The 26674-nt window shown below is 62.0% G+C and carries 26 protein-coding genes; 15 read left to right on the top strand and 11 right to left on the bottom strand.

Annotated elements, in window-relative coordinates; all coding sequences use genetic code 11:
• Positions 1-21 precede the first annotated feature (21 nt).
• Both NKJ13_RS05445 and petA read right to left on the bottom strand, forming a co-directional pair.
• Positions 22-1317 carry a cytochrome b gene (locus tag NKJ13_RS05445; protein WP_352777260.1) on the bottom strand — a complete coding sequence of 432 codons (1296 nt, stop codon included), beginning with the start codon at positions 1315-1317 and terminating at the stop codon, positions 22-24.
• A 15-nt stretch (positions 1318-1332) separates the two neighbouring features.
• Positions 1333-1875 carry a ubiquinol-cytochrome c reductase iron-sulfur subunit gene (gene petA, locus NKJ13_RS05450; RefSeq protein WP_502899787.1) on the bottom strand — a complete coding sequence of 181 codons (543 nt, stop codon included), beginning with the start codon at positions 1873-1875 and terminating at the stop codon, positions 1333-1335.
• Between the two features lie 390 nt (positions 1876-2265).
• On the opposite strand from petA, the gene NKJ13_RS05455 reads away from it, so the two are divergent.
• The 8 genes from NKJ13_RS05455 to NKJ13_RS05490 all read left to right on the top strand — a co-directional run bounded on the left by NKJ13_RS05455 (position 2266) and on the right by NKJ13_RS05490 (position 10735).
• Positions 2266-2850: a glutathione binding-like protein gene (locus NKJ13_RS05455; protein ID WP_352777262.1), complete on the top strand. Its 585-nt coding sequence runs from the start codon at positions 2266-2268 to the stop codon at positions 2848-2850.
• Positions 2851-3455: 605 nt separating this feature from the next.
• Positions 3456-4628: a galactonate dehydratase gene (gene dgoD / locus NKJ13_RS05460; RefSeq protein WP_352777263.1), complete on the top strand. Its 1173-nt coding sequence runs from the start codon at positions 3456-3458 to the stop codon at positions 4626-4628.
• Between the two features lie 5 nt (positions 4629-4633).
• Entirely contained in the window at positions 4634-5410 is a 777-nt protein-coding gene (locus NKJ13_RS05465; RefSeq protein WP_352701559.1) for an SDR family oxidoreductase, read from the top strand.
• A 32-nt stretch (positions 5411-5442) separates the two neighbouring features.
• The gene (locus NKJ13_RS05470; RefSeq protein WP_352777265.1) at positions 5443-6426 is read left to right on the top strand and encodes a substrate-binding domain-containing protein; all 984 of its coding nucleotides are present in this window, start codon (positions 5443-5445) and stop codon (positions 6424-6426) included.
• A gap of 106 nt (positions 6427-6532) precedes the next feature.
• Positions 6533-8053, top strand: a complete 1521-nt coding sequence (locus NKJ13_RS05475) for a sugar ABC transporter ATP-binding protein (RefSeq protein WP_352777267.1) — start codon at positions 6533-6535, stop codon at positions 8051-8053.
• A complete protein-coding gene (locus NKJ13_RS05480; RefSeq protein ID WP_352777269.1) occupies positions 8050-9051 on the top strand; it encodes an ABC transporter permease in 1002 nt (333 codons plus the stop codon). The genes NKJ13_RS05475 and NKJ13_RS05480 overlap by 4 nt, the downstream gene beginning before the upstream one ends.
• A gap of 2 nt (positions 9052-9053) precedes the next feature.
• Positions 9054-9860, top strand: coding sequence for a FadR/GntR family transcriptional regulator (locus NKJ13_RS05485; protein WP_352688840.1), 807 nt, complete (start codon positions 9054-9056; stop codon positions 9858-9860).
• Entirely contained in the window at positions 9860-10735 is an 876-nt protein-coding gene (locus NKJ13_RS05490) for an aldose 1-epimerase (protein ID WP_352688837.1), read from the top strand. The genes NKJ13_RS05485 and NKJ13_RS05490 overlap by 1 nt, the downstream gene beginning before the upstream one ends.
• 43 nt (positions 10736-10778) lie before the next feature.
• On the opposite strand, the gene NKJ13_RS05495 is transcribed toward NKJ13_RS05490, so the two are convergent.
• From NKJ13_RS05495 to NKJ13_RS05520, 6 genes are all read right to left on the bottom strand, one after another.
• Positions 10779-11282, bottom strand: coding sequence for a sarcosine oxidase subunit gamma family protein (locus NKJ13_RS05495; protein WP_352701555.1), 504 nt, complete (start codon positions 11280-11282; stop codon positions 10779-10781).
• Positions 11275-14229 (bottom strand): sarcosine oxidase subunit alpha family protein, encoded by a 2955-nt coding sequence (locus NKJ13_RS05500; protein WP_352777271.1) that lies wholly within the window; start codon positions 14227-14229, stop codon positions 11275-11277. The genes NKJ13_RS05495 and NKJ13_RS05500 overlap by 8 nt, the downstream gene beginning before the upstream one ends.
• Positions 14226-14522, bottom strand: a complete 297-nt coding sequence (locus tag NKJ13_RS05505; RefSeq protein WP_352646036.1) for a sarcosine oxidase subunit delta — start codon at positions 14520-14522, stop codon at positions 14226-14228. Before NKJ13_RS05505 ends, NKJ13_RS05500 begins: the two co-directional genes overlap by 4 nt.
• 13 nt (positions 14523-14535) lie before the next feature.
• Entirely contained in the window at positions 14536-15792 is a 1257-nt protein-coding gene (locus tag NKJ13_RS05510; RefSeq protein WP_352777272.1) for a sarcosine oxidase subunit beta family protein, read from the bottom strand.
• A gap of 10 nt (positions 15793-15802) precedes the next feature.
• Positions 15803-16951, bottom strand: a complete 1149-nt coding sequence (locus NKJ13_RS05515; RefSeq protein ID WP_352777274.1) for a M24 family metallopeptidase — start codon at positions 16949-16951, stop codon at positions 15803-15805.
• Between the two features lie 74 nt (positions 16952-17025).
• Positions 17026-18222: a M24 family metallopeptidase gene (locus tag NKJ13_RS05520; RefSeq protein WP_502899794.1), complete on the bottom strand. Its 1197-nt coding sequence runs from the start codon at positions 18220-18222 to the stop codon at positions 17026-17028.
• A 235-nt stretch (positions 18223-18457) separates the two neighbouring features.
• On the opposite strand from NKJ13_RS05520, the gene ehuB reads away from it, so the two are divergent.
• From ehuB to NKJ13_RS05545, 5 genes are read left to right on the top strand one after another with little or no spacing between them, the layout of a single operon-like run.
• Positions 18458-19327 carry an ectoine/hydroxyectoine ABC transporter substrate-binding protein EhuB gene (ehuB, locus tag NKJ13_RS05525; protein ID WP_254818528.1) on the top strand — a complete coding sequence of 290 codons (870 nt, stop codon included), beginning with the start codon at positions 18458-18460 and terminating at the stop codon, positions 19325-19327.
• Between the two features lie 54 nt (positions 19328-19381).
• On the top strand, positions 19382-20110 hold the full coding sequence (gene ehuC, locus NKJ13_RS05530; RefSeq protein WP_254818529.1) for an ectoine/hydroxyectoine ABC transporter permease subunit EhuC: 729 nt from the start codon (positions 19382-19384) through the stop codon (positions 20108-20110).
• Positions 20107-20766: an ectoine/hydroxyectoine ABC transporter permease subunit EhuD gene (ehuD, locus tag NKJ13_RS05535; RefSeq protein WP_254818530.1), complete on the top strand. Its 660-nt coding sequence runs from the start codon at positions 20107-20109 to the stop codon at positions 20764-20766. The genes ehuC and ehuD overlap by 4 nt, the downstream gene beginning before the upstream one ends.
• A complete protein-coding gene (gene ehuA, locus NKJ13_RS05540; protein ID WP_352777276.1) occupies positions 20763-21542 on the top strand; it encodes an ectoine/hydroxyectoine ABC transporter ATP-binding protein EhuA in 780 nt (259 codons plus the stop codon). The genes ehuD and ehuA overlap by 4 nt, the downstream gene beginning before the upstream one ends.
• On the top strand, positions 21539-22267 hold the full coding sequence (locus NKJ13_RS05545) for a GntR family transcriptional regulator (protein ID WP_352777278.1): 729 nt from the start codon (positions 21539-21541) through the stop codon (positions 22265-22267). The genes ehuA and NKJ13_RS05545 overlap by 4 nt, the downstream gene beginning before the upstream one ends.
• 107 nt (positions 22268-22374) lie before the next feature.
• Here the strand turns inward: NKJ13_RS05545 and NKJ13_RS05550 are convergent, their stop codons facing one another.
• A complete protein-coding gene (locus tag NKJ13_RS05550; protein ID WP_502899793.1) occupies positions 22375-23145 on the bottom strand; it encodes a helix-turn-helix domain-containing protein in 771 nt (256 codons plus the stop codon).
• A gap of 261 nt (positions 23146-23406) precedes the next feature.
• On the opposite strand from NKJ13_RS05550, the gene NKJ13_RS05555 reads away from it, so the two are divergent.
• Complete coding sequence (locus tag NKJ13_RS05555) at positions 23407-23769, top strand: VOC family protein (protein WP_352508685.1); 363 nt, start codon at positions 23407-23409, stop codon at positions 23767-23769.
• 414 nt (positions 23770-24183) lie between these two features.
• Here NKJ13_RS05555 and NKJ13_RS05560 read toward each other — a convergent pair whose 3' ends face one another.
• Complete coding sequence (locus NKJ13_RS05560; RefSeq protein ID WP_352476747.1) at positions 24184-24426, bottom strand: DUF1127 domain-containing protein; 243 nt, start codon at positions 24424-24426, stop codon at positions 24184-24186.
• Between the two features lie 155 nt (positions 24427-24581).
• On the opposite strand from NKJ13_RS05560, the gene NKJ13_RS05565 reads away from it, so the two are divergent.
• Positions 24582-26090, top strand: a complete 1509-nt coding sequence (locus tag NKJ13_RS05565; protein WP_352777431.1) for a winged helix-turn-helix domain-containing tetratricopeptide repeat protein — start codon at positions 24582-24584, stop codon at positions 26088-26090.
• A 31-nt stretch (positions 26091-26121) separates the two neighbouring features.
• On the opposite strand, the gene NKJ13_RS05570 is transcribed toward NKJ13_RS05565, so the two are convergent.
• Positions 26122-26514: a GFA family protein gene (locus NKJ13_RS05570; RefSeq protein ID WP_352508686.1), complete on the bottom strand. Its 393-nt coding sequence runs from the start codon at positions 26512-26514 to the stop codon at positions 26122-26124.
• Positions 26515-26674: the final 160 nt, after the last annotated feature.

The raw sequence follows: 26674 nt of genomic DNA on the forward strand, positions 1-26674 counted from the left end.
ACAATCACCGCAATGCCCAGTTCAACGTTTGGTCTCCGGCCCGGCGATCGGGCCTCTGCCCCTGGCCTTGCCTTTTTCGAGCACTGCTTCGGTGATCGAATTCGGCAGCCGTCGCGGCTTTTCGATCAGCCCGAGCACCGGCATGGCGATGATGAAGAACGCGAAATAGTAAAGCGTCGCCAGTTGGGACATCACGACGTATGCGCCTTCCGCCGGCCGGGAGCCGAGCCAGCCGAGAAAGAGGGCATTGGCAACGAACAGCCAGAAGAGCACCCTGTACCAGGGGCGATAGACTGCCGAGCGCACCTTCGAGGTGTCGAGCCACGGCACCAGGAACAGCACCGCGATCGAGCCGAACATCGCGAGCACGCCGCCGAGCTTGGAATCGATCGGCCCGATATTGAACGTGATGGCCCGCAGGATCGCGTAGAACGGCAGGAAGTACCATTCCGGCACGATGTGGGCCGGCGTCTTCAGCGGATTGGCGATGCTATTGTTGTCGGGATGCCCGAGATAGTTCGGCAAGTAGAAGACGAAGTAGGCGAAGAAGAACAGGAACACGAGGATGCCGAAGGCATCTTTGACGGTCGCATAGGGCGTGAAGTCCACGACATCGGTTTTCGATTTGACCTCGATGCCGGTCGGATTGTTCTGGCCGACGACGTGAAGCGCCCAGATATGCAAGGTCACCACGCCCGCAAGCACAAATGGCAGCAGGTAATGCAGCGCAAAGAAGCGGTTCAGCGTCGGATTGTCGACCGCGAAGCCGCCGAGCAAAAGCTGCTGGAGCCAGTCGCCAACCAGCGGAATGGCCGTGAAGAAGTTGGTGATGACAGTAGCGCCCCAGAACGACATCTGTCCCCAAGGCAGCACGTAGCCCATGAAGGCCGTCGCCATCATCAGCAGGAGGTTGGTGCAACCGAGCACCCACAGCAGTTCACGCGGCGCCTTGTACGAACCATAGTAGAGCGCGCGGCAGATATGGATGTAGACGGCAATGAAGAAGAACGACGCGCCGTTGGAATGGAGATAGCGCAGCAGCCAGCCCGAATTCACGTCGCGCATGATCTTCTCGACCGAATTGAAGGCCAGCCCCGTATCAGGAGCGTAATGCATCGCCAGCACGATGCCGGTCAGGATCTGTGAAACCAGCATGATCGTGAGAATGCCGCCGAACGTATAGGCGTAGTTCAGGTTGCGCGGGACGGGATAGACGATGAAGCTGTCATAGACCAGCCGCGGCAGCGGCAGGCGGGCGTCGAGCCAACGTTCGATTCTGGTTTTAGGCGTATAGGTCGAGTATTTGTCGCCGCTCATCGAAATGCCCCTGCCTCAGCCGATACGGATCTTGGTGTCGGAAACGAATTGGAACACTGGTACCGCCATGTTCTCCGGCGCCGGCCCCTTCCGGATGCGGCCGGCGGTGTCGTATTGCGAACCATGGCAGGAGCAGAACCAGCCGCCGAAATCGCCTTCCTGACCATGCGGGATGCAGCCGAGATGGGTGCAGACCTGGATCATCACCAGCCAGGCCTCCTTGCCCGCAATAGTCCGGTTGGCGTCGGTTGCCGGCGCGTCGGCCGGCAGGTTGGCGTTGCGGGCAATTGGATCCTTGAGCTCGGGGAGACTGACCGCCTCGGCGTCCTTCCTCTCTTTTTCGGAGCGGTTGCGTACGACCACCGGCTTGCCATGCCAGTCGACGATCAGCGACGTTCCCGGCGTCAGCGATGAGACGTCGACCTCGATCGCGGCGGGCGCTTCGACGCGCAATGTGTGCTCGGCTGTGGAGGTTTCGGAAAGGTCGGCCATGGTGGCGACTCCTGTTGCTGGAAGCTGCGTCATCGCGTTGGTGGCAATCGAGCAAAAGCAGGCCATGGCTTTCGCCTTTCCAGTCTGCTCATATCGCCCAAATATGCCGGCCGTGGCCGGGTGTGAGCCATCGTGCCAACGGCACGTGCGTCCAATACTTTCGTTTAGGATTTCCTGAGCGAAGGACTGGCCGGGCTGGCGATGATGCCATCATGGAAGGTCGTGGATTCCTCCAGACAACCGTTGGTCACTGAGCTGGGATATGCCCCGGCATTGCGCACGGCGATCCCAAACTTCAGCCCGACCATACCTCGGCATAGGCACGTCTAGCTGTCGGTGTCGTAGTCGTGGTCTCCGCCAGATGCGAGTTTCTGGAGCGGTTGTCTCGCGTGGCAGGTTTTCCGCCCGGCGAGGACCAATTGCGCAATTCAATCGGGTTCAGAAAAGGGAAAAGCGGTGAAACTCTACTACAGCCCTCTCGCCTGCAGCCTGGCCGACCACATCGCGCTGGAGGAGGCTGGTGCATCCTTCGAGCGCGAAACCGTCAATCTCAAAACCAAGCGGACGGCCTCCGGGGATGATTTCACCACCGTGACGCGCAAGGGGTATGTTCCAGCCCTCGTGCTGGATAGCGGCGAAACGCTGACGGAAAACATCGCCGTCCTCGATTGGCTCGCGTCGCGATACCCGGCACTGGGAGTGGAAGGGCCTTTGGGCCGTACGCGCGTTCTCGAAGCGCTGACCTACGTCTCGACTGAAATACATCGAAGCTTCAAGCCGATGTGGCACCAAAGCAGCGATGCTGAAAAGGCCAAGGCGAGCGCGACGATTACGAGCCAATTCGAGTTCTTCGCTGACGGGCTCAAGACCGACTATCTGTTCGGCGACAAACCCAGCGTCGCGGATTTTTATCTTTTCGTGATGCTGCTTTGGGCGGCCCGCTTCCACGTCCCCGTTCCCGCGCCTTTGCAAGCCCTCCGCGCCCGAATGGCTGCTCGACCGGCCGTGCGCATCGCAATGGATCGTGAGGGCCTCGTCTGAAGCCGAGGGTGGCCGCGAGCGTAAGATCAGACGCAACATATTCTCTCGCCCCAACAGAAGATCAGGAGTCATTCTCATGCTGCCGTTTCTGCGGATGCTACATCCAGCCGCTTCCAAGCGCGGGGACGGCCTACATCTCGAATTTGTCCGAAGGGAAATCGAGGAAACGCTTGACCTTACTGACATTCCGTCAGAGCTCGCCGCACTGCCCCCTGGCCGAGTGGTTGCGAATACCGGATTCGCCGCAGTCACCGTCGAAATAAGCGCAATATTTCCTGTCGGCCGATGAGGCGGGCGGGTCTCGTCGTTCCCGCTTGTTGGTCATCATAGAGCTTCATCATGAATGCGAGTAAGGCTCCGACACGGTCGATCATCGCCGCCGGCGCATTGTCGGTGCGACAGCAATGACGTTCGCCGCCACGATCAGGCAAGCTGAGTGAGCTGCCGATACCTGCGCTGGATGGGCGGCGAGGACATGATGTTTGCGAGCTGAACATCGAGGTGCGGCCCTGGTCCCACATCGACGTTGCGCTTGACTCGTCCATATTATTGGTAATAAATCATACATATTGCCTTCAAAAAAGACGGCAGGACTGGGAGGACCGATGAAAATCACGGCCATCAAGGCGCGCGTCTGCAATGCGGAAATGCGCAACTGGGTCTTCGTTCGGGTCGAAACCGGCGAGCCCGGGCTGTTTGGCTGGGGTGAGGCGACGCTGGAATGGAAGACCCGAGCCGTCGTTGGGGCGCTTCAGGATCTTGAGGCCCTGCTCGTCGGGCAAGATCCGCGCAACGTGGAGCAGTGTTACCAGATACTTACGCGCCACGGCTTTTGGCGTCTTGGCGTCGAGGGAATGTCTGCCGTCAGCGGCATCGAGATCGCGCTCTGGGACATCCTGGGCAAGTCATTGGGCGTCCCCGTCTGGCGCCTTCTGGGCGGCCAGGTCCGCGACTATCTGCGCACCTACACGCATCTCGGCCTCGGGGACATGAAGGCGGTCTATGAGACCGGATCCGCGGATGCGATCGTGGAACGCGGACGCATCGTGACGCAAGCAGGCTATGACGCGGTCAAGGTCGTCTGCGTTCCCTACACCCACTACGTATCGCCCGCCAAGGCAGTCGACTCCGTTGCCAATATGGTTGGCTCGCTTCGCGAGGCGGTGGGCCCGGATATCGACATCATGGTCGATTTCCACGGACGCCCTGCATCGGTTAACGCGGCGATGGATTATCTCAACGCAATCGAGCCGGCCCGCATCATGTTCGCGGAAGAGCCCGTTCCACCCGAAGATGTTGCCGGACTGGCGCATATCACCGCGCGATCAGCCGTGCCGATCGCCTCCGGCGAGCGGCTGATCGGACGTCGCGAATTTACGCACTCGATCGCAGCCCGCGCCTTCAACATTGCCCAGCCTGATATTTGCCACACTGGCGGTCTGCTCGAGACGAAGAAGATCGCGGCCATGGCGGAAACCGCAGGCATCGGCCTTGCGCCGCACAACCCGCTTGGTCCGATCGCCGGTGTGGCTGCTCTTCATTTCGGCATATCGACGCCGAACGTTGTCATTCAGGAGGAGATGTCCGGTGCCGTCGCCTGGTACGACGACGTCGTCACCTGGCCAATTCAGCGTAAACCAGGCCGCTGGGATCTGCCCGAACTGCCGGGCCTTGGCGTTACCGTCAATGAGGACGTGATCGCGCGCCACCCCTTCAAGCAGGAAGTGCTGCATGCCCGTAATGCCGTCATGCCGGACGGCACCGTGGTCGACTGGTGAATGCGATGGCAGGCCGGCTGCAAGGAAAGATCGCAATCGTCACGGGAGCGGGCCAGGGCATTGGTGCCGCCACCGCCCGCGCCTTTGCGATGCATGGGGCAAAGACCGTTATTGCCGAACTGAATGCGGCAAGCGGGAAAGCGATCGCCGACGAACTGCTGGCACAAGGCGCGGACGCTCTGTTCGTCGAGACTGACGTCACCGACGCATCCGCGGTCGCGAACATGGTCGCGCGGACGATCACGGTCTATGGCGGCGTCGACATTCTGGTCAACAATGCCGGTGCCAACGTCTTCTACGAACCATTGATGATGCCGGATGAGGAATGGGAGCGCTGCCTTAATCTCGACCTCCAGGCCGCGTGGTTCTGCGCCAAGGCGGTTTTGCCGACGATGTTGGCGAAGGGCTCGGGGTCCATCGTCAACATAGCGAGCTGTCACGCCTTCCAGATCATTCCCCATACGTTCCCGTACCCGGTCGCCAAGCATGCACTTTTGGGCCTGACCCGTTCGCTGGCCATCGAATACGCCGCACGCGGAATCCGGGTGAACGCGATCGCGCCCGGCTATATCGAGACGCCGATCGCGGAGGCCTACTGGAACACGTTCCCGAACCCCGCCGAGGAGAAGCGGCGAGCCTACGACCTCCATCCGCCCAAGCGCATCGGCCGGCCGGACGAGGTTGCAATGACGGCGGTTTTCCTCGCTTCGGACGAAGCGCCGTTCATAAATGCCGAGACGATCACCATCGATGGTGGGCGCTCGGTTCTCTACCACGACTAGCAATCACCAAAGAGCTCTCAGGGAGGATCTTCATGAAAACCACAACAAAGGCTTTGGCGACATTTGCGGTACTGGCTGCCGGACTGATGAGTGGCGCAGCAAGCGCAGACGAAATCAAGATCGGCTACATCAACAAAATGGGTGACCATCCATGGTTTGTCGCCGAAGTTGGTGGCGCCAGGAAAGCGGCTGAGGCGGCCGGGGCCGCGTTCGTGTCGCAGAACGTCCAGTTCGACGCCAATTTGACGATCACGACCTTCGATACGATGGTCGGCGATGGTGTGAAAGGCATCGCCATCGTCGTCCCCGACAAGGCGCTGGGACCAGTCATCGCGGAGAAAGCAAAGGCCGCTAAAATTCCCTTGGTGGCGGTCGACGACGATATCTACTACCAGGATGGCACCCAGGTCCCCTATGTCGGCATGAATGCCTACAACATCGGTGCGCGGGTGGGCGAAGAGCTCGCCAAGCTCTACAAGGCCGACGGCTGGGCGGGCAAAGAGGTGCGCATCGCCTCGATCGAGGATCGCAAGGCGGATACCTGCATGCAGCGCAACAAGGGCGCGGAAGAAGCGTTCTTGAAGGCGGTGCCCGATTTCAAGCCTGGGAATATCCTGCGCGTCCCCTACGACAACACGATGGTCAACGCCATCGACGTGATGACCACCACATTGACGGCCAATCCCAGCGTCACGAACTGGATATTCTACTCATGCAACGATGATGGCGTGCTGGGTGGTGCGCGAGCACTGGAGAATGCCGGCTATACCGCAGACCAGGGCATGGGGATAGGCATCGACGGGAGCCGCGCCTGCGACGCCTTCGGATCAGGAAAGCCATCGGCATTCCGTGGCACGATGTGGCTCAACTCGGAAAATCACGGCGCGCTTGCGGTGAAGATTCTCTTGGCCTCGATCAAGGATGGAACGAAGCTGCCGGTTCAATCCTTCACCGACCCGGAATACATCACCGCCGACAATTTTGCGTCGGACTACAAAGCCAAGCTCTGCCGCTGAACCGGCTACGCGTCATGCGCCGCAGGGCGCATGACGCTTTTTGGGCCCGCAGTTGTCAGCGCGCACACGCCACCGACACGGGATCGATCCTCGGGAGTGAGCTTTGATGCAATCGGATTTCTTCTCGCTCGATAGGATATCGAAACGCTTCGGCGTCGTGCAGGCGCTTGACAACGTCTCGATTGCCTTTCGGCCGGGAGAGGTGCTCGCCCTGGTTGGCGAGAATGGGGCCGGCAAATCGACGATGATGCGAATTCTCGAGGGCGTGTTCGGGCCTGACAGCGGCACTGTGCGGCACGGTTCCACGCCGATCGTTTTCGGCGAACCGCGCGACAGCCATAGAGCGGGAATACGCGTCATCCATCAGGAGCCGGAGATCGTTCCGAACCTGACCGTGGCCGAGAACATTTTCGTTGGGGAACTGCCGCGGCTGGCGGGCGTCCTGCTCGACTGGCACAGGCTGGAGGAGCAGACCGATAAGGTGCTTGCGACCTTCGGCATGCAACAGGATATGCGGCCGCGGCAACTCTGCAGCACGCTCGGTCGGGCGCAGCGTCAGATGATCGAAATCATGCGCGCAATACGTGCCGGCGGCCAGTTGATCGCATTCGACGAGCCGACCTCGTCACTGACCGACGACGAAGCGCGCCGTCTGTTTTCAGTAATCCGCCGGCTGCGCGAAGAGGGCACTTCGATCGTCTACATCTCTCACCGGCTGAACGAGATCATCGACCTAGCAGACCGCATTGTCGTTTTACGGGACGGCCGGCTGGTCGACGAATCCCCCGCTGCCGGTGCCAGCGAGCAGACCATAGCCAAGCTCATGGTGGGCCGCGACATCGCCGATCTGTTTACGCGCGAGACGTGGCAATCGGGGCAACCGTTGCTGGAGGTGACGGGCCTGACCACCGACCACGTCACCGATGTGAGCCTCAAGGTCCGCCGCGGGGAGGTGCTCGGCATCGCCGGCCTTATGGGGGCGGGCCGATCCGAACTGGCGAAGGCGATCGTCGGCTATGATCGGCGCCTCGGCGGAACCATAACGATGAATGGCGTGCCCGTTGGCTCTAACAGCCCGCATGCAGCGATCGTGGCGGGCATCGGCTTCGCCCCGGAAGACCGCAAGCACGAAGCCCTGCTGCTGTTCCGCAGCATTCTTGACAACGCTTCGCTTTGCGTGCCCGACAGGACATCGACCTTCGGCTTCTTCAACCGGCGCAAGGCGCTGGAGATTGTCTCACCGCTCGCAGCAAAGATGTCGATCAAGGCGCCTAACCTCGACGAACAGGTTTCGAAACTGTCGGGCGGCAATCAACAGAAGGTCGTTCTCGCGCGCTGGCTTGCGCGGCAGCCGATGCTTCTCCTCCTCGACGAACCGACCCGCGGCATCGACATCGGCGCCAAGGCGGAAATCTATCGCCTGGTCGATGAACTCGCCGCCAGCGGCATCGGCATAATCCTGATTTCCTCGGAAATGCCGGAACTGATCGGGCTCGCCGACAGGGTGCTCGTCATGGCTGGAGGCCGGATCACCGCCGAACTTTCCCGCCCCGACATCGACGAGGCCACGATCCTGAAACACGCAATGCCGCAATCTGTGCCATCGCTCGGAGGACAAATTCAGTGAATAGCCTTGAACTCAGGACAGCAACAGCACAAACCGACAAAAGGCGCGCGTCCTTACGCATCGCGGAGCGCATCGGCATTCACAACATAAGCCTTCTGGTTGTTCTCGCCATCCTCGTGCTCATTTTCGGCATCCTGAGAGGCGACGTGTTCTTCTCCAGCCGAAACCTGCTGAACATCGGTCTAGGTATTACCATCCTGGGCGTTCTGGCGATGAGCCAGACCGTGGTTATTGTCGCCGGAGGGCTCGATATCGCTGTCGGCGCAATTGTCGGTCTGACCACAGTATCGACCGCAATGGCCATCCAGGCCACCGGATCACCCGCGGTGGGCATTGTTGCCGGCCTGGTCCTGGGCGGTCTTGCCGGTCTCGTGAACGGCATCATCATCACCTATGGGCGGGTCAACGCAGTCATCGCGACTCTCGGTACGATGGCGATCTTCCGCGGCATCGCATTCATCATGTCCGATGGACAATCGATCGCGATCTTCAGCGACACATTCCGCTTCATCGGGATCGGAAAAATCCTCGGCTTGCCTCTGCTGATCTGGATTCTTTTGCTGACCGCGATCGTGTTCCATCTCTTCCTTGCCCGCTCGATCGTTGGGCGTAACATCTATGCCCTGGGCGGCAATCCCGTTGTCGCGCGCTTCTCCGGCATCAACATCAACCGCTACCGCGTCGGCATCTACATCATGAGTGGAGTGACGGCCGGATTGGCCGGGATTCTGTTGGCTGCCCGTACCGGCTCGGGGCAGCCCGTATCCGGATCCCAAGGTCTGGAACTCGAGGCCATCACAGCGGCCGTGCTGGGTGGCTGCGCCTTGCAGGGCGGGAAGGGTACGATCATCGGCGCGCTGCTGGGCGTCGCCATCATTGGCGTCCTCAACAACGGGATGATACTGACGTCCGTGCCAACCTTCTATCAGTTGCTTGCCAAGGGCTCGCTGCTGATACTTGCTGTGGTAATTGCCGAGTACCACTTGAACAGGACATGACGATGGACGCGGCGATCGCTTCGACTGGCCAGGGCAAGCAGGACATTCCTGCCGCGGATGGCACCACGTCATCGCTCAAGGATCGCATCGCACGCGATCTAGGACAGCGCATCCTCGCCGGTTCCTACGCGCAGCATTCCGTGCTGCCAACGGAAGCCGAACTTTGCGTCATCTACGGGGCGAGCCGCACTGCACTTCGCGATGCTCTTCTGACGCTTTCGGCGAAAGGACTGATCGAGGCACGCAAGCGGGCCGGGACGCGTGTGCGCGCGTCGAGCGAATGGAACAGGCTGGATGCACAGGTTCTGGAATGGATGCGCGATATCGAGCCCGACCTCGATTTCGTCCGCGGATTGATCGAGGCGCGACTGGTCATTGAACCCGCTGCCGCCCAACTTGCGGCCAAGATGGCGACGTCAGGCGATCTCGCAGTCATCGAAGCGGCCTATGAAGCCATGCGCATTGCTCCGCAGGACGATCTCGCTGCGTGTCTCGATGCCGACGTCAGGTTTCATACCGCCATTCTTCGTGCCAGCCGCAACCCGGTGTTCGCCAATCTCGGCAATATGCTCGCGGCCGCTCTCAGCTTCTCCTTCCGCTTGACCACATCGGCCACCGCCAATTACCAGCAGACGCTCAGCGCGCATGGCGACGTGCTGGAGGCAATTAGGATGCGCAGGGCCGACGACGCTCACGATCAGATGAAGGCGCTCATCGGGATCGCGTCGAACGACCTTCTTGCAGTGGCTCGCAAAGGCCGCCGTCAACAGCCGATCGCCGCTGCCAAGGCCGACACCGTCCGAAACTGATGGTCCGGACGATCAAGATCAGAAGCGGAGACCTGTCCGCTGAAATTGTCCCATCGCTTGGGGCAGGCCTTGCGAGACTGGACTATGGGCGCGTGCCGCTCTTCCGGCCATGGCCGGATGGCGGGAGCAGCAACCCGTTCGACCTTGCCTGCAACCTGCTTTTGCCGTGGTCGAATCGCATCTCGGGCGGCGGGTTCACATTCGACTCCAAATTCCACGAACTGCCTGCCAATGTTGCAGGCGAGCCATTTCCCATCCACGGCAACGGATTTTCCAGCGAGTGGGACGTCGACAGCGCAGCGCAGGACAACGCGAAGCTGTCCCTCATCAGCAACGGGCCCGGCCCATACCGATATCGCGCCGAGGTGAGCTACGCGCTGGCCGGACAGGGGCTCGAGTTGAAGCTTCGCATCGTCAATCAGGCATCGATCAGATTGCCGTTCGGGCTTGGCATCCATCCGTGGTTCCCGAGAACGGCACGAACCGCGCTTCATGCGCTGGCCTCGCAGGTTTGTCTCGAACTGCCCAGCCATCTCCCCGAACGATTTGTGGATGTCAAAACCCATGCCGATTGGGATTTCGGCGCCCCAGTCGTATTGCCGAGTGGATGGATAAACAATCTGTTTGCCGGTTGGAGCGGCGTCGCCACCATATCGTGGCCGGAGCACAGTTGCAGCCTGCGGATTGAAGCTTCATCGCCCTTGAATTTCTACCTGGTCTATTCGCTATCGGACGAGAGCGACTTCTTCTGTTTTGAACCGGTCAGTCATGCTGTCGATGCCCACAATCGTGGTTCGATCGACAAATGGAATGGACTGTCGGTGCTTGCGCCTGGCGAGGGCCTGGTAGCCCGTTGCAGCTTTGCCGTCACTTAGGCGGACCTCAGCTGCGCCCTCGAATTGGCGGATCTCGGCCAGGCTAGCCGTCGGCGATCCAATCCGAGAGGCTGCGGGCAAAACTTCGCGGCACGATAAGTTCACACGCGGTCTCCCCGGTGCGCAGGAAGAGCACGGACACGTGATGGAAGGATGTCAGCACGGCGCGGCCCGGAGCGGCGGCCGGCGCGTGCCAGTCGACGGCAATGCAGCCGGACAGAAGACTTGCGATATCAGGGCCAGCCATTTTCAAACGAACACGACCTTCCCCGAGGGGAACGGAACAGCCGAGATCGGGGTCGACGACGAGGGCAGGCGGTTGCGTGCCTTCGTCGAGAGCCAGCCAGAGGCGGCGAGGTGCAACGCGGATAATTAGAAGCCCCTTGTGGCGAACCGTCTCTCCGACCGAAGCGGGAAGTCTCTTGCCCAGCGGCGCCGAGACGCTCTTTTCGAATTGCGTCAATGTCGCGTCCCAGCCCTCGATCTGGATAAGCGGACAATCTGCCACGGACAGGCTGAAATCCCGAGAAGAGGTCAAGCTAGTCATGCAGCCGTTCTCCTTGTGGATCGACGAATACCGGCGAGACAACGCGGGCGCGAACCGTTTCGGCCTTCATCGGATAAACCGCTACGACGTCGCTTCCTTCTGCCGCGACATCGCCGGCAAGCAGGGCCAGCCCGACATAATGGCCGCGTTCGGGGCTGAAAGTGACGGAGGTGACGCGACCGCGCCCATGGCCATGGGGTTTCTCATCCGGCAGGAACAGGATGGCGCCGCCGCGCAGGCGTTTTCCGTCCTCAATGCATTCCAGTCCGACCAGGCGCTGTCGGTTGGGGGCCTGGAGGGCAGGGCGCCGTCGCAGGACGTTGCCGACGAAGCCGCTGCGCTTGCCCGCCATGCGGCCGAGGCCGAGATCGTCGAGCGTAGTGCGCCCGTCGATCTCCGGTCCGGCGACATGGCCCTTTTCGACCCGCAGCGCGCCAAGCGCCTCGACCCCGTAGGGCTTCAGCCCGAGCAGTCTGCCGGCTTCGACCAGACGGCTCCAGAGCTGTTCACCGGCAGTGGCGCCGACATAGATTTCGTAAGCGCGCTCGCCGGAATAACTGAGACGCAAGATGCGGAGCCCACGGCCCTCCCACTCGCTTTCGAGTAGTCCCATGTGCGGAAGTGCCCCATCGGAAACGTCAAGGGCAGGAAAAGCGGCACCGAGGATTGCGCGGCTGTTAGGCCCGGCAACCGACATTGCCGCCCATTCATCGCTGACCGAGGTGACGGCCACACGCAAATCCGGCCAGGCCGTGTCGAGCAGGAATTCGAGACGCGACAGCACATCGGCGGCCCTGGCGGTCGAGGTCGTCATGAAGAACCGGTTTTCCGCCAGCCGCGTCGTGGTGCCGTCGTCGAAGACGATACCGTCGTCGCGCAGCATGATGCCGTAGCGGGCGCGGCCTACCGCCAGTTTGGCAAAGCCGTTGGCGTAGACGCGGTCGAGGAAGATTGCCGCATCCGGGCCCTGGACATCGATCTTGCCGAGCGTGGAGATGTCCATCAGCCCCGCGGCCTGGCGCACATTCCGCATTTCGGCGACATAGGCGTCGTTCACGTCACGTCCCGACTGCCGGTAGAAATAGGGCCTCATCCAGAGCCCGACCTCGAGCATCTCGGCGCCGTTCGCCATGTGCCAATCGTGCATCGGCGTGCGGCGGATCGGCTTGAAACGATGGCCGATGGCGCGCCCGGCAAGCGCCCCGATGGCAACCGGCGTATAGGGCGGGCGGAAGGTTGTGGTGCCGGTCTCAGGAATCGTTGCGTTGCGCAGCGCTGCCATCGCGGCAAGTGCGGGAAAATTGCTGGTCTTGCCCTGGTCGGTGCCCATGCCGAGCGTGGTGTAGCGTTTCAGGTGCTCGACCGATTCATAGCCCTCGCGATGGGCGAGCTCGATATCCCCGGTCGTCACGTCCATCTGGAAATCGACGAAGGCTTTTCCACGTCCAGCGGGCAGGGCTTCGCGAAGGACGCTCGAGCCGGTCTCACCGAGATCGAGTTTCGATGGAGCGGGCACCGGCGCCGACTTGCCGCAGGAGGCTGCCGCTTCGATGCCGGCGCGATGGCCGTCCTCGATGGCAGCGACTGTCGCATAGGCTCCTATCATTGCACCGGCGCCGAACTGGCTGGCTGAAAGGACGCCCGGCACGAAGCCATCAATGTCGTCGCGATACACGGGTTTGACACCGAGGTGTGAGGTGAGATGCACGGTTGGCGACCAGCCGCCGGAGATGCAGACCAGGTCGCAGGCGGCCGAAGATTGTCCCTCCGGACCATTGAGCGTTACGCGCCTGATCGCATGGCCGCCATGCAGGTCGACGATGCGCGTTGCGGCGCGCACCACCACGCCGAGCCGTGCGGCTTCTGCGGCAAGTGCTGCGGGCGGGACGGGGCGCAGATCGGCAACCGTCACCTCCGCGCCGGCTGCGGCATAGTCGAAGGCGGTGCGCCAGGCACCGTCATTGGTGGTGGCGACGACGATTTTCTTGCCCGGCAGGACGGCGAAACGGTTGAGATAGGTCCGGGCGGCCGAGGCAAGCATGACGCCGGGCCGGTCGTTGTTCGAGAACACCATCGGCCGCTCGATGGCGCCGGTGGCGAAAACGATCGAGCGGGCGCGCAGCATGGTGACTGTTTGCCGTGTCTCGCCATTCGGCTGCGGATTGGTTGGATCGCGCTGTTCGACCAGTCCAAGGACATTGCCGTCATAGCTGCCGAAAGCGGTGGTCCGCTTCATCACCCTGATGGTTTCAAAGCCCTCCAACTCGGCCTCGGACTGCCGCAGCCATGCGGCCGCTGCGCTGTCGGACGGTTCAGCCAGAAGCTGGCCGCCAAGCAGGAAATCCTGCTCGATCAGCGCGACCCGCGCGCCGGCCGCGGCGGCCGCCCGCGCCGCCGATAATCCCGCCGGGCCGCCGCCGACGATGGCGACATCGGCGAAGGCATGACGAACCTCGTAGTGGTCGGGATCCGCGCCGGTGCCGGCCCTGCCCAGGCCGGCCGCCTTGCGGATGAAATGTTCGTAGAACATCCAGGCGCGGTGCGTCGGGCCCATGAAGGTCTTGTAGTAGAAGCCGGCGGACAGAAACGGTGCCAACAGTCCGTTGACGCTTTGCATGTCGAAGGCAAGCGATGGCCAGCGGTTCTGACTCTCCACGACCATACCGTCGGCGAGTTCCAGTGTGGTCGCCGGCAGGTTCGGCTCGCGCCTCCCGGCGGTCCCGAGCGTAACCAGCGCATTCGGCTCTTCGGGGCCGGCGGAAAAAATGCCGCGCGGGCGATGATATTTGAAGCTGCGCCCGACCAGCGTGACGCCATTGGCGAGCAGGGCGGAGGCAAGCGTGTCGCCGCGATATCCAGCCAGCTTGCGGCCGTCGAAGGTAAACTCGACCGGCTGCTCGCGAATGATGCGGGCACCCACCGACAGCCGTTTGCGGTTTGAACTCATTCCGGTGACTTCCTGAGAGTTGATTTCCTGGCCCACAATTTTCTGGCGAAGTCGACGGCTGCGATGGCATGGTTGCGGGTGTCGCGTTCGACCACCAGCCATTGCCGGCAACCGGTCACGTGCTGCCAGAATTCACGGTGCGGGCCGGCCGGGTTTGTCCTGACATAGACATAACGGTACCAGGCCTCCGGATCGGGATCGTCATGGGCCGGACGCTTGACCGAGGCATCGCCGCCATAGCGGAACTCGTCATGGTCACGCGGGCCGCAGCAGGGGCATTCGATGCGCAGCATTTTGTCCCGCCTCCTATTGCAGCCAGGCGGAAGGGCCGGCGCCGGCCTCATCGAGCGTGTGGCCGGTGCGGAAACGATCGAGCCCGTAGGCCGCGATCAAGGGATGCGGTTTGCCGGTGGCGATCGTGTGGGCGAAGCACCAGCCGGAAGCCGGCGTCGCCTTGAAGCCGCCATAGCACCAGCCGCCGTTGAGATAGAGTCCCTCGATCGGCGTCGGGCAGATGATCGGGCTGGCATCGGGGGTCATGTCCATGACGCCGCCCCAATGGCGAAGCAGACGGACGCGCGAAATGCATGGCATCAGCGCAATCGCTGCCTCCGCCACTTCGCGCACGACGCCGAGATTGCCGCGCTGGGCGTATGAATTGTAGCCGTCGAGATTGCCGCCGAAGACCAATCCGCCCTTGTCGGACTGGCTGACGTAGAAATGGTCGGCGCCATAGGCCACGACGTGATCTACCAGCGGCTTCAGCGGCTCGGTGACGAAAGCTTGCAGCACATGGCTTTCGATCGGCAGTTCAAGCCCAGCCTTGGCGCCGAGCACGGACGTGTGGCCAGCGACCGCGAGGCCGACCTTGCCGGCGCCAATCCGGCCTTTCGTCGTTTCGACGCCGACGATGCTGTCGCCGTCACGGACAAAGCCTGTCACCTCGCAGTTCTGGATGATGTCGACGCCATGGCTGTCGGCGGCACGCGCATAGCCCCAGGCGACGGCGTCGTGGCGTGCCGTGCCCGCGCGGCCCTGAAAGATGGCGCCATGGATCGGGAAGCGGGCGGTGTCGGAAAAATCGAGATAGGGCACCAGCCGGCGCACGTCTTCGCGATCGAGGATGTCGGCGTCGATGCCGTTCAGCCGCATGACGTTGGCGCGGTGGCTGAAACCGTCGAGCTGATCGGCCGAATGCGCGGTGACGAGTTGACCGCGCTGGGAGAACATTACGTTGAAATTCAGCGCCTGAGACATGTCCTCCCAAAGCTTCATCGAGAATTCGTAGAACTGGGTGTTGCCGTCGAGCAGGTAGTTGGAGCGGATGACGGTGGTGTTGCGGCCGACATTGCCGCCGCCGACATAACCCTTTTCGAGCACCGCGACGTCACGGACGCCGTGGTTCTCGGCGAGGTAGAAGGCGGTGGCGAGGCCGTGTCCGCCGCCGCCAATAACGATCACGTCATAGGACGATTTTGGCTCCGCGGCCCGCCAGGCTCGTTGCCAGTTCTTCTGGCCTGACAGCGCGTTGCGGAGAACCGAAAATGCCGAGTAGCGCGCCATTCGTGCAGGCCTATCGAACGATCGGGCCGGCCGGCGTGCGGGTAAGCACTTCGGCGCCCGCATCGGTCAACAGCACCGTGTTGGAGACGAAGTCATTGCCGCGACCAGTGCCCATCAGCCACGACAGGATGTGGAAGCTCATCCCGGTTTCGATCTCGAGGTCGGAATCGTGTCGCAAGCCGGTCACCGAATTGCCGCCGGTCCATGACGGCGGCTGGCCGGCGCCGACAAGGTAACCGCAGTGATGGCGGCGATAGTGGGAAAGACCGGCCTCGTCGGCGACGGCCTGCCAGGCGGCGTAGACATCGCGCGCCTTGGCGCCCGGCCGTAGCGCCTCGACGACCGCGTTGAACGCCTTGGCGGTCACCTCCGCCATTGTGGCGTCTTCATCGCTGATGTGGCCTATGCGAACGAGCCGGCCGAGCGGGGCGTGGTAGCGCGAGATGCACCCGGACAGTTCGACAAAGACGGGCTCGCCCTTGCGGTAGATCCCGTCGCCCCAGGTCGTGTGCTCTTCACCCAGGCGCGCGGCCGGGCGGATGAACGGTCCGAAGCCCGGCGCATGACCGCCGGCGCGGATCATTGCCGCAACACATTGGGCGGCGACCTCCTGTTCGGAAGCGCCATCGGAGATCGCAGCGATCGCGGCACCGGCGGCGGCGTCCGTCACTTGTGCCGCCCGCCGCATCAGCGCCTGTTCTTCGGCGCTTTTCACCCGCCGCATTTTGTCGATCAGACCGGAGACATCGCTCCACTTTGCATCGGCTTTCATCTGGAGTGCCACGGCAAGTCCATGGCTAAGGCCGGCTGTCCAGTATTCGAGGCCGATCCGCTTGCCGGATAGGCCGAGCTCTGCCAGCACCCGCGCGGCAAGGTCGGCCGCCGTTTCGCTGTCGGAATGGCCACGGAATTCCGCTGCCTTCACCTGCTTCTCGATCGTCACCTTCTCCATCGAGCGGGTGACCAGGACAGGTTTTCCTCGGAGCGGGACAATCAGCAGGTGAGGGGCAAAATACCCCCAGTGATCAAGCCCGGTGAGATAGAAGACGTTCTCCGGCGAGGCAAACACTGCCGCGTCGAGCTCACGCTCAATCAGTGCAGTACGGACCTTTGCCAGGCGGCCTGCGATTTCGGCTTCGGAAAAAGGATTGCGATCCATCGGGCGTCCTCATGCTTGTTGCCGGCTTGCTGGCGGGCATAGTCTTTTCGGCAGCCGGTTTCCCGGCCCCTATGTCAGTCGATGACGATGAGTTCGCGCGCCACATCGCAGAGGCGTTCGCCGCCGCGTTCCGTGACGACGAACGATTCCGAGATGGCGATGCCGAAATCGTCGAGCCAGACGCCGGCCATGAAATGGAAGCACATCCCAGGCTGCATCTCGGTAGTATCGCCCGGACGAAGGCTTGCGGTGCGTTCACCCCAATCGGGCGGATATGCGAGCCCGACCGGATAGCCGACGCGGCTGTCTTTCTTCAGCCCGTTCCGTCGCAGGACTGCCTGCCAGGCGGCTTCCACCTGTTCGGCGGTGTTGCCGGGGCGCGCGTTCTCGAGGCCAGCGTCGACGCCCTCGACGATCGCCTTGGCCATGTCGAGCATGGCTTGCGGCGGCTTGCCGAAATGTACCGTCCGGGTCAGCGCCGCATGGTAGCGGCGGCGCACGCCGGCGATCTCCAGAATGGCGAGGCCGCTGTCCGGCAGCGGCGCGTCGGACCACGTCAGGTGCGGCGTGCTAGTGCCCTCGCCAACGGGCATCAGCGGACAGATCGCGGCATAGTCGCCGCCTGATCCGGGCACGCCCATGATCTGCGCGTGATAGATTTCCGCAATGGCGTGGTTCTGAGGCACACCGGGCCGCATTTTCTCGATGGCACGGTTCATGGCATGCGTGCAGATCGCACCCGCCTCGCGGATCAGCACCAGCTCGGCTTCGGATTTGATCAGCCGCGCCCAGTTGACGAGATCGTGGTTGTTGGCGAAGTGCGCGTCGGGCAGTCCCTCGACAAGGTGGGCGTGGCAGCGCGCAGTGTAATAATGCGCGTCCATCTCGACGCCGATACTGGCCTTTTCCCAGCCGCGCGACCGGATCAGTCGGGCGAGTTCGTCATAGGGGTGTTCGACGGGCTGCTGCACCAGCCGCTCCGAGAACGGCACGATGTTTGTCTCCGGCAGGCCGGTTGTCAGGCGCGCGCTCTTGGCATCCTGCGCCCTGCCGAACCAGATCGGCCGATCCTCCTCCAGATGGACGAGGACGCACTGCGGAACATAGAACGACCATCCATCATAGCCGGTCAGCCAGCACATGTTGGCTGGATCCTGACAGACGATGAGATCGAAGCCGGCTTTTTGCATGCGTGTCTTCACGCCGGCGAGACGCTGCCCATACTCCGCTTGCGTGAATGTCCCGAACCCGTTCGCGGTCGCCACCGAAATCCTGCCTTCCAGGTACGCCGCTTGCCCTTTGATCAACATGGGCAAATAGGCCAAATTGTGCACAACTCGACGTCAATTTGTTGGCTAACTACGAATTATCGCCGAGTTTTCATGGTTTCTATATCTCTGCTTGCGAAATGTCTAGGGCAGTTGTATACGTCTTATCAAGCAGGCGTCGACCTCGAAGAAGGCCGCGCCCTGGGAACCATCCACAGTTGTCCAATGGGAGAAAAGCATGCTCAATTCATCAATATCGCGCCGCATGGTCGTGAAAGCGGCTGCCTGCATCGCGCTCGCCGCGACGTCATTGACGCCGCTATCCGCTCACGCCGAAACCACCCTCGAACGGGCCAAGAAGGACGGCTACATCCGCGTCGGTTTCGCCAACGAGGCGCCGTTCGGTTACGCCACGCCTGACGGCAAGCTGACCGGCGAGGCTCCTGAAGTCGCCAAGGCGGTGCTCGCCAAGATGGGCATCCCGCAGGTTGACGGTGTGCTGACCGAATTCGGTTCGCTCATCCCGGGTCTCAAGGCCGGCCGCTTCGACATCATCGCCGCCGGCATGTTCATCAACCCGAAGCGCTGCGCCGAGATCAATTTCTCCGAGCCGTCCTACGGCATCGGTCAGGCCATGCTGGTCGCAAAAGGCAATCCGAAAGGCGTGAAGGACTTTTCCAGCTTCAAGGAAAATCCGGATCTCAAGCTCGCCGTGATGGCCGGCGCGGTCGAAGGCGGTTACGCCAAGGACGCGGGCGTCGCCGATGGGCAGATCGTCGCCTTGCCCGACCAGTCCAGCCTGGTCGCGGCCGTCCAGTCGGGCCGCGCCGACGCTGCTGCGCTGACCGCTCTTTCGATCGCCGACATGGCCAAGAAAGCCGACGGCGTCGAATCGACCAAGCCCTTCGGCGAGGTTGCCGGCAAATCGGTGAAAGGCCATGGCGGCTTCGGCTTCCGCAAGGAAGATACAGATCTGCTGGAGGCGTTCAACGCCGAGCTGAAGAAGTTCATCGGTTCGCCGGAGCATATCGCGCTGGTCGAGCCGCTCGGCTTCGGCAAGGACTACCTCCCCAACAAGACCACCGCGGAGCTTTGCGCGGGCAAGTAGGTTCCCAACTGCTGGCGGCGCGAAAGCGCCGCCCTTTTTCCCCGGGGTAATCGCATGGGTATCCGTACGCTCGTTGCCATGCTGGTCATCGCGCTCGTCGTGATCGGCGCGTTGGCAACACAGGAAAGCTATCGAGTGTTCATGCCGGGGCTGCTGCAAGGCGCGGTCCTGACAATCGAGATCGCCGTCCTCGGCAGCCTGCTCGCAATCGTCATGGGCGTGCTTGCAGCACTTGCACGGATGTATGGCCCGGCGCCGCTCAGATGGCTGGCCACGGTCTATGTCGAGATCTTCCGCGGAACGTCGGCATTGGTACAATTGTTCTGGCTGTTTTTCGTGCTGCCGCAATTCGGCGTCACGATCAATGCTTTCGTGGTGGCAGTCCTGGCACTCGGCCTGAACGTCGGTGCCTACGGGTCGGAGGTCGTGCGTGGTGCGATCCTTTCGGTCGCTCGCGGCCAGTGGGAGGCATGTACGGCATTGAACATGAGCCGGCCACAGATGTTGCGCCGGATCATCCTGCCGCAGGCCTTTGTGGCGATGATCCCGCCCTGGGGCAATCTGTTCATTGAGCTTCTGAAATCGACAGCGCTGGTCTCGCTGATCACGCTTTCCGACCTCGCCTTCAAGGCGCAGCAAATGAACCAGAATACGTTCAAGACCATTCCGATCTTCACACTTGTCCTTTTGATGTACCTGGCAATGTCGCTGGTTCTCACCATCGGCATGCGGCTTCTCGAAAGGCGGGCATCGATCGGACTGGCGCGAGGCAAGGCAGCATGATTTGGGACTGGGCATTTGCTTTTGAAATCCTGCCGGTGCTCGCCCGCGCGGCCATCGTCTCCATCGAGGCGACGCTGATCGGCTTTGCACTTGCCGCCTCGCTTGGCCTGGTGCTGGCCGTCGTCCGTATCGCCGTGCCGTGGACCGGCTGGACAATTTCGGTGCTGGTCGAACTGATCCGTTCGACCCCGCTGCTTATCCAGATATTCTTTCTCTATTTCGTCTTTCCGAAATTCGGTGTCGTGCTCGACGCCTTCACCGCCGGGGTGCTGGCCATCGGCATCCACTATGCCGCCTATTGCTCTGAGGTCTATCGCGCCGGTTTCGACAACATCCCTCGCGGCCAGTGGGAAGCCTCGATCGCACTTAATCTTTCGGCTTGGACAACGTTCCGCGACATCATCATTCCGCAGGCGATTCCGCCGATCGTTCCGGCGCTCGGCAACTATCTGGTTGCCTTGTTCAAGGAGACGCCATTGCTGTCCGCAATCGCCGTGCTGGAGCTGATGCAGACGGCCAAGATCATTGGCTCCGAAACCTTCCGCTACACCGAGCCGATGACGCTGGTCGGTCTGTTTTTCCTTGCCATGAGCCTGGTTTCTGCTGCGCTCATTCGCTCCCTCGAAGGCCTGCTCAACCGGAGGACCATGCGATGACGGAACAACCGATGGTTCGCTTCGACAATGTATCGAAACGCTACGGCACGTTAACCGTTCTCGACGGGCTTAATCTGGAAATAGCACGCGGCGAAAAGGTCTCCATCATCGGCCCGTCCGGCTCCGGCAAGACGACGGTGCTGCGCATGCTGATGACGCTGGAGACGATCAATGACGGTGTCATCTGGGTTGAAGGCGAGCCGCTGACCCATATGGAGAGGAACGGCAAACTTGTTCCCGCCGATCTCGCCCACATCCGCAGGATCCGCGCCAAGATCGGCATGGTGTTCCAGTCGTTCAACCTGTTCCCGCACATGACGGCGATGCAGAACTGCATCGAGGCACCGATAACCGTGCTCGGCATGAAGCGGGCCGATGCGGAGGCGCGTGCCGCCGAACTGCTCGACATGGTCGGCTTATCGGATAAGAAGGACCACTATCCCTCGCAGCTCTCCGGTGGTCAGCAGCAGCGTGTCGCCATCGCACGCGCTTGCGCCATGCGGCCCAAGATCATGCTGTTCGACGAGGTGACCTCGGCCCTGGACCCCGAACTCGTCGGCGAAGTGCTTGAAGTCATCCGAAAACTTGGTAAGGAGCATGACCTCACCATGCTGATGGTCACCCACCAGATGGGATTTGCCAAGGAATTCTCCGATCGTGTCTGCTTTTTCCACGCGGGCAAGATCTGCGAGCAAGGGCCGCCAGGCGAGTTGTTCGGCACCCCCAAGAACGAGCGGACACGGCAGTTCCTGCACGCTGTCCTGGAGGCTGGATGACGCTTGAGACAGATGCCACGCCCACAGCCGTGACCGCCGCGCCGCCACGTCCGCTCTCGGCCCGGGAGCGATTTGAACGCATTTACCGGATACTGCGCGACCGCATCTGCCTGCTCGATTATGCGCCGGGAAGCCATCTGTCCGAGGAAGAACTTGCCCAGGAATTCGAGATCAGCCGCACGCCGGTCCGGCGTGTCCTGGCGCGTCTCGAATCCGAGGGTCTGGTTCAATCCGTCCACGGCGTCGGCACGATCGTCACCGATGTCGATATCGAGGAATTGCAGCAGGTCTATCATTTGCGCCTGGAGCTGGCGCTCCTCGTCGGCAAGCTTTCGCCGATCCCGCGCACGGCGGACGAACTCGACCGGATACGGGCGCTCATCGCGCGTTGCGATGCCGATATACTCAATCCCGACCAGCGCGCTTTCCTGCGCCTCAACATGGATTTTTTCTACGAGCTCACGGCGATGACCGGCAACCAGCCGCTGCGCGAGATCAGCGAGCGCCTGTATTTTCAGGTCGCGCGCGTCGTCCTGAAGATGATGCCGCAGTTGGGCCTTGTCGAGGAGTTCACCGCGTTCCGCCGCGAAATGGAAGAGGTCCTTGCCGCCGCCGAGATCGGTGACTGGGAGTCCATAGGGCACATAAGGCGGGCGCACATCTCAATGAGCTTTCGCCGCATGATGCGTCATGCAGGCGAGGCGAATCTGGATAGAGCAACATAGTCAGCCCCTCGGGGTTGTGCTGGCCGCCAAGGTCGGCGACAGCGATAGTCAAAACCGAATGTGCGGTTTCATAGCAGTCTCCTCTGGTCGAAGAACGCGCCGAGGTTTCACTCGCTGTGCAGAAGATGATGAATCCGTCGCGGGGTGCTTCCCGTCAGGCGGCGGCTCTCGCGGACAAGATGCGCCTGGTCGGAATAGCCCGCTTCGGCCGCCAGCATGGCGGTGGAGCTGCTGGAGCGGCTCGAAAGCCGCAGAAAGCGCTGGTAGCGGAGGATACGGTCAAGCGTCTTGGGGCCATAGCCGAAGCTCGTGTCGAAGCGCCGGCGCAACGTCCTTTCGCTCATCTCGAGCGCGCGCATCAACCAAGGGACGAGCGGCGCGTCGGGTGGCGGCCCGCGCTCGATCAAACGATATGCCGCCTGCATGGGAACGTCGGTCGCGGGCGCGGGCACCTCCTCGGCGACGACCTGTTGGAGCGAGCAGGCCAGATCCTCGAGACTGTCGCTGGCGCGCACGCGGCTGGCGAGGCGGCGAGCTCGCGCCCCCCACAGATCGTCGAGCGACAGCCTCTTGCCGACCAGCTCGATTTGCGGCACGCCGAGCCATGCCGCCGCCGCGGCAGGATGGAAGCGCAAGCCGATCACGACCTCGTCCGCCGCTAGAACCTCGGTCTGCGGTTCCTTGTCAGGGCCGGCAATTCGGAAGCTGCCTCCGATCCATTGCAAATCGATCGTTGTGTCGGGCATGATGACGATTGGCGGTGAGCCCGCCGGGTCCATTCGATGCACCCACACCGAAGCAAAGCTCCCGCGAAGCCGCGCCGACGCTGGACGTTGCTGAAATGAACCCGTTGCCTGCGCTGGGACGGGATCGCTCATCTCGCTCCCCTTCGGATTAGCGGCGGTGAACCTACGGCGCAGCGGCTGCGCCCGGCCGTCGCTCGAGACAACGTCTTCCAATCGAGAACGGTTGCAAGAATCGGTTGTTTTCTTCCGGCCGGAACGAAGAGGGCAGTTGGGGGGCGATGCGACGTGCATCGCCAGTGTGCGGCTCATACGTCAATGGCCGTTCTGTTCAATAAGGCAAGCGAGATGCGTGCTTATCTTTCGGCGTCGTACATCACATGAGAGGTATGCGTCATGAGCAACAAAAACGACCAACGGATCGACTACGTCGAATTCAACGTGAAAGACATTCAGCGGTCACGCGACTTCTACGGAAAGGCGTTCGGCTGGACCTTCACCGACTACGGCCCGCAATATTGCGAGTTCAACGACGGGCGCTTGTCAGGTGGCTTTGCTGCTGGCCCAGCGAGGTCCGGAGGAGGCCCGCTCGTCATTCTCTATGCCGATGATCTGCCGGGAACGGTCAAGCGTGTCGAGGAAGCGGGGGGCAAGATCGTCAGGCCGATTTATGGGTTCCCCGATGGCCGGCGCTTTCATTTCGCGGACCCGGACGGTTACGAGCTAGCGGTTTACACCGAAGATGGCAGCAATGAATGATCGCGTTCCTCCCACCTCGGGTTGGTTTTGCTCGGCGGCGTCTTGATTTGGGAGGGCGCCGAGCATGTCCTCAGATTCCGGGCGATTGCAGCGTCCCTGGCCGGGCGGGGCTTCCTGCTCCCAAGCCTCTTCTCGCGGCCGGATCGTTTGCCTCGCAACGGCCTTGGTGGACCCTTTCCCGCCGCGGCCTTGGCCGTATTCACCATTACGGCGTCGTTCATGGCGCTCAACTTCTGGCCTACAGCGGCGATGAACGCGAAGCGCTTCGTACCGGCTTCACCAATGTTGCCGTCTTGGGCGGGTTGATTGTCGCCGCGACCACTAGCCTGTGATCATCATTTCGGGGCGGCGGCTTCGTCTTCATCTGCAATCAGCCGCTGGTCGTTGGTGATCCGGTGTTGTTGCAGCATCCGCCTATCGCTGCCAGAAGGGCAGCTTGGCGATCTCTTCCTCGGCCTGTCGCCTCGTCAGACCGATATCGTCGATCAGATGGGGATTGGTCTGCGCCAATCGCTTGAGATCCCAGCGAAAGCGTGTCGGCTCGCGCCAGGCCGCGATAATGCTTCGCAGCGTCGCCAGGCTGTAGCGCCGAGGCGATGCTTCCGCCGGCCGCGTTGCCTCAAGCGGGGCCGAGGCAAAGGTGGGAATATCGTTCATGGCAACCTCCATATGGTTTGAGGGGGCCCATACGATTTTGGGAGTGTGGGGCCCTCGACCTGAAAGAGGCTGAATTCTGCAGGATACGAACCGCGCCGTAATTAAGCTCTCCCAAATAGTTCTCAAAACTTGCAAACGGGCTATAGATGCGCCGTATGCAGGGATCGCGCTTTGCCTTTGGTCCGTTCGTGCTTGATCCGGGTGCGGGAACGCTTATTCGGAACGATGTCCCCGTTGCCGTTAGCTACCGCGGGCTAAAGCTGCTTGCGGCGCTCGTCGGACGGTCCGGCGAAATCCTTGAAAAGGCTGAGTTGATGGACGCGGCGTGGCCGGGTACAGCCGTCGAGGAAGGCAACCTAACCGTCCAGATCGCGCTGCTGCGGAAGCTGCTTGGCCCGGCCGCCGACGGCGGTGAATGGATCGCCACGGTTCCGCGCGTCGGCTACCGCTTCACGGGAGCCGTCGAACAGCTCGGCGTCGCGAAGCGAAAACCTTTGCCGCTGCCCGACAAACCATCGATAGCCGTGCTGCCCTTCGTCAATGTCAGCAACGATCCCGAGCAGGAATCCTTCGCGGATGGGTTGACCGAAGACCTGATCACCGACTTATCCAGGATCTCCGGCCTGTTCGTCATCGCACGCAACTCGGCCTTTGCCTACAAAGGAAAGGCGATGGACGTGCGCGGGATCGCTGAGGACCTTGGCGTGCGCTACCTGCTGGAGGGTAGCGCAAGGCGCGCCGCAGGGCACGTGCGCATCAACGCACAACTGGTCGACGCGGTGAGTGGCGATCATGTATGGGCGGAACGCTTCGATCGCAGCCTGGAAGATATTTTTGCCGTTCAGGACGAGGTTACCGGCAAGATCGTCGAGGCGTTACTCGGCCGGCTGCGTGCACCGCCGCCGCGCAATCGGCCCCAAAATCTCGAGGCCTACGATCTCTGCGTGCGAGCGCGCAAGCTGATGGATGATTCGCCGCAGACGGCGCAGGAAGCGCATCTGATGCTCACCCGCGCGGTTTCGCTCGATCCGGAATATGCCGAGGCCTATCGCTGGCTTGCCATGAACCACTGGATGGGATGGGTGCATTCCGGCGGACCAACCGAAACATCCCGTAGCGCTGCTTTGGAACTCGCGCGCAAAGCCGTGGCGATCGACCCCAACGATGCCGGCTGCCGCTGGGTTTTGGCTTACCTGCTTGCCTACGAGCGCAGCTTCGCCGAGGCGGATGCGGAATTCGCCAAGGCGATCGAGCTTGACCCGAACGAGGCCGATGCCTGGGCGGCATTGTCCGACATCGCGGTCCTGGCCGGACGGGTCGAGGAGGGTCTTGAGCACATTCGCAAGGCGTTCCGGCTGAATCCGTTTCCGGCAAGTTGGTATTATCTCGCGCTCGGCCAAGCGCAATATGCAGCCGGCGAATACGAATCCGCTATCAAGACACTGCGCAGGGACGAGACCTATCGTACAAGCTCTCGCCGTTTCCTGGCGGCAAGCCTTGCCCAACTCGGCCGGCTCGACGAGGCGCGCGCAGAGGTCGAACTGTTTCTCGTCGGCAACCCGCATTTCACAACCCGCCACTGGGCGGCGACGGAGCCATTCCGCGACGCTGCGACGCTTGAGCATTTCGTTGACGGCTTCCGTAAGGCCGGCCTTCCGGAGTGACGCGCCGGCGCCGTCGCACGGTTCGTGCGACCTATTCCTCAAAGCGACCCGTGGCGTCACGATCGCGCTCGTATCGTCTCGTGAGCGGAAACGGCGGCAACCAGGACTCGCGACGGATGATCCAGCTTTCGTAAGTTGGCATCAGTTGGTCAGGCGCGTCCAGGGATCCGAGGTTCACTTCGACTTCGTCGGCGGTGCGGGCGAAAACGGTCGAGCCGCAGCGGGGACAGAAAAACCGCCCGGCATAGTCGCGTGTTTCGCCGTCGATCGTCACCGCATCTTCGGGAAATATCGCGGAAGCGTGAAAAAGGGCTCCATGATGCTTGCGGCAGTCGAGACAGTGACAAAGGCCGACCCGGTATGGGCGTCCCGAAGCGACAATTCGGACGTTCCCGCACAGGCACCCGCCGGTGAATCGGTCCATGCTGCGTCTCCTCCAAAATCAAGCGGCCGGAATGGTTACAACGACCGGCACTGTTGTTGCAATCGCCGCCGCGGGCGGGGACATGTCGTTCTTCCGTGGCGATGACATTGCAGCCGCCTCTCTATGCCTTATGCGAGCTTGCCGCCGAAAACAGGCTTTG

Origin of the sequence: Mesorhizobium sp. M0174 (assembly GCF_040322275.1) — a bacterium.
Taxonomy (GTDB): Bacteria; Pseudomonadota; Alphaproteobacteria; order Rhizobiales; family Rhizobiaceae; genus Mesorhizobium.

What these genes read in the sequence shown, in the direction of transcription:
- ehuA (WP_352777276.1), top strand. Translation starts at nt 20,763, where the DNA reads ATGACGGAACAACCGATGGTTCGCTTCGACAATGTATCGAAACGCTAC.
- NKJ13_RS05505 (WP_352646036.1), bottom strand. Translation starts at nt 14,522, where the DNA reads ATGCTGCGCATCGAATGCCCCTGCTGCGGCCCGCGTGACCATGACGAG.
- NKJ13_RS05500 (WP_352777271.1), bottom strand. Translation starts at nt 14,229, where the DNA reads ATGAGTTCAAACCGCAAACGGCTGTCGGTGGGTGCCCGCATCATTCGC.
- ehuC (WP_254818529.1), top strand. Translation starts at nt 19,382, where the DNA reads ATGGGTATCCGTACGCTCGTTGCCATGCTGGTCATCGCGCTCGTCGTG.
- NKJ13_RS05495 (WP_352701555.1), bottom strand. Translation starts at nt 11,282, where the DNA reads ATGACTAGCTTGACCTCTTCTCGGGATTTCAGCCTGTCCGTGGCAGAT.
- NKJ13_RS05555 (WP_352508685.1), top strand. Translation starts at nt 23,407, where the DNA reads ATGAGCAACAAAAACGACCAACGGATCGACTACGTCGAATTCAACGTG.
- NKJ13_RS05475 (WP_352777267.1), top strand. Translation starts at nt 6,533, where the DNA reads ATGCAATCGGATTTCTTCTCGCTCGATAGGATATCGAAACGCTTCGGC.
- dgoD (WP_352777263.1), top strand. Translation starts at nt 3,456, where the DNA reads ATGAAAATCACGGCCATCAAGGCGCGCGTCTGCAATGCGGAAATGCGC.
- NKJ13_RS05560 (WP_352476747.1), bottom strand. Translation starts at nt 24,426, where the DNA reads ATGAACGATATTCCCACCTTTGCCTCGGCCCCGCTTGAGGCAACGCGG.
- NKJ13_RS05470 (WP_352777265.1), top strand. Translation starts at nt 5,443, where the DNA reads ATGAAAACCACAACAAAGGCTTTGGCGACATTTGCGGTACTGGCTGCC.
- NKJ13_RS05510 (WP_352777272.1), bottom strand. Translation starts at nt 15,792, where the DNA reads ATGGCGCGCTACTCGGCATTTTCGGTTCTCCGCAACGCGCTGTCAGGC.
- NKJ13_RS05545 (WP_352777278.1), top strand. Translation starts at nt 21,539, where the DNA reads ATGACGCTTGAGACAGATGCCACGCCCACAGCCGTGACCGCCGCGCCG.
- NKJ13_RS05485 (WP_352688840.1), top strand. Translation starts at nt 9,054, where the DNA reads ATGGACGCGGCGATCGCTTCGACTGGCCAGGGCAAGCAGGACATTCCT.
- NKJ13_RS05445 (WP_352777260.1), bottom strand. Translation starts at nt 1,317, where the DNA reads ATGAGCGGCGACAAATACTCGACCTATACGCCTAAAACCAGAATCGAA.
- NKJ13_RS05465 (WP_352701559.1), top strand. Translation starts at nt 4,634, where the DNA reads ATGGCAGGCCGGCTGCAAGGAAAGATCGCAATCGTCACGGGAGCGGGC.
- NKJ13_RS05515 (WP_352777274.1), bottom strand. Translation starts at nt 16,951, where the DNA reads ATGGATCGCAATCCTTTTTCCGAAGCCGAAATCGCAGGCCGCCTGGCA.
- NKJ13_RS05550 (WP_502899793.1), bottom strand. Translation starts at nt 23,145, where the DNA reads ATGAGCGATCCCGTCCCAGCGCAGGCAACGGGTTCATTTCAGCAACGT.
- NKJ13_RS05570 (WP_352508686.1), bottom strand. Translation starts at nt 26,514, where the DNA reads ATGGACCGATTCACCGGCGGGTGCCTGTGCGGGAACGTCCGAATTGTC.
- ehuD (WP_254818530.1), top strand. Translation starts at nt 20,107, where the DNA reads ATGATTTGGGACTGGGCATTTGCTTTTGAAATCCTGCCGGTGCTCGCC.
- NKJ13_RS05565 (WP_352777431.1), top strand. Translation starts at nt 24,582, where the DNA reads ATGCAGGGATCGCGCTTTGCCTTTGGTCCGTTCGTGCTTGATCCGGGT.
- petA (WP_502899787.1), bottom strand. Translation starts at nt 1,875, where the DNA reads ATGGCCTGCTTTTGCTCGATTGCCACCAACGCGATGACGCAGCTTCCA.
- ehuB (WP_254818528.1), top strand. Translation starts at nt 18,458, where the DNA reads ATGCTCAATTCATCAATATCGCGCCGCATGGTCGTGAAAGCGGCTGCC.
- NKJ13_RS05490 (WP_352688837.1), top strand. Translation starts at nt 9,860, where the DNA reads ATGGTCCGGACGATCAAGATCAGAAGCGGAGACCTGTCCGCTGAAATT.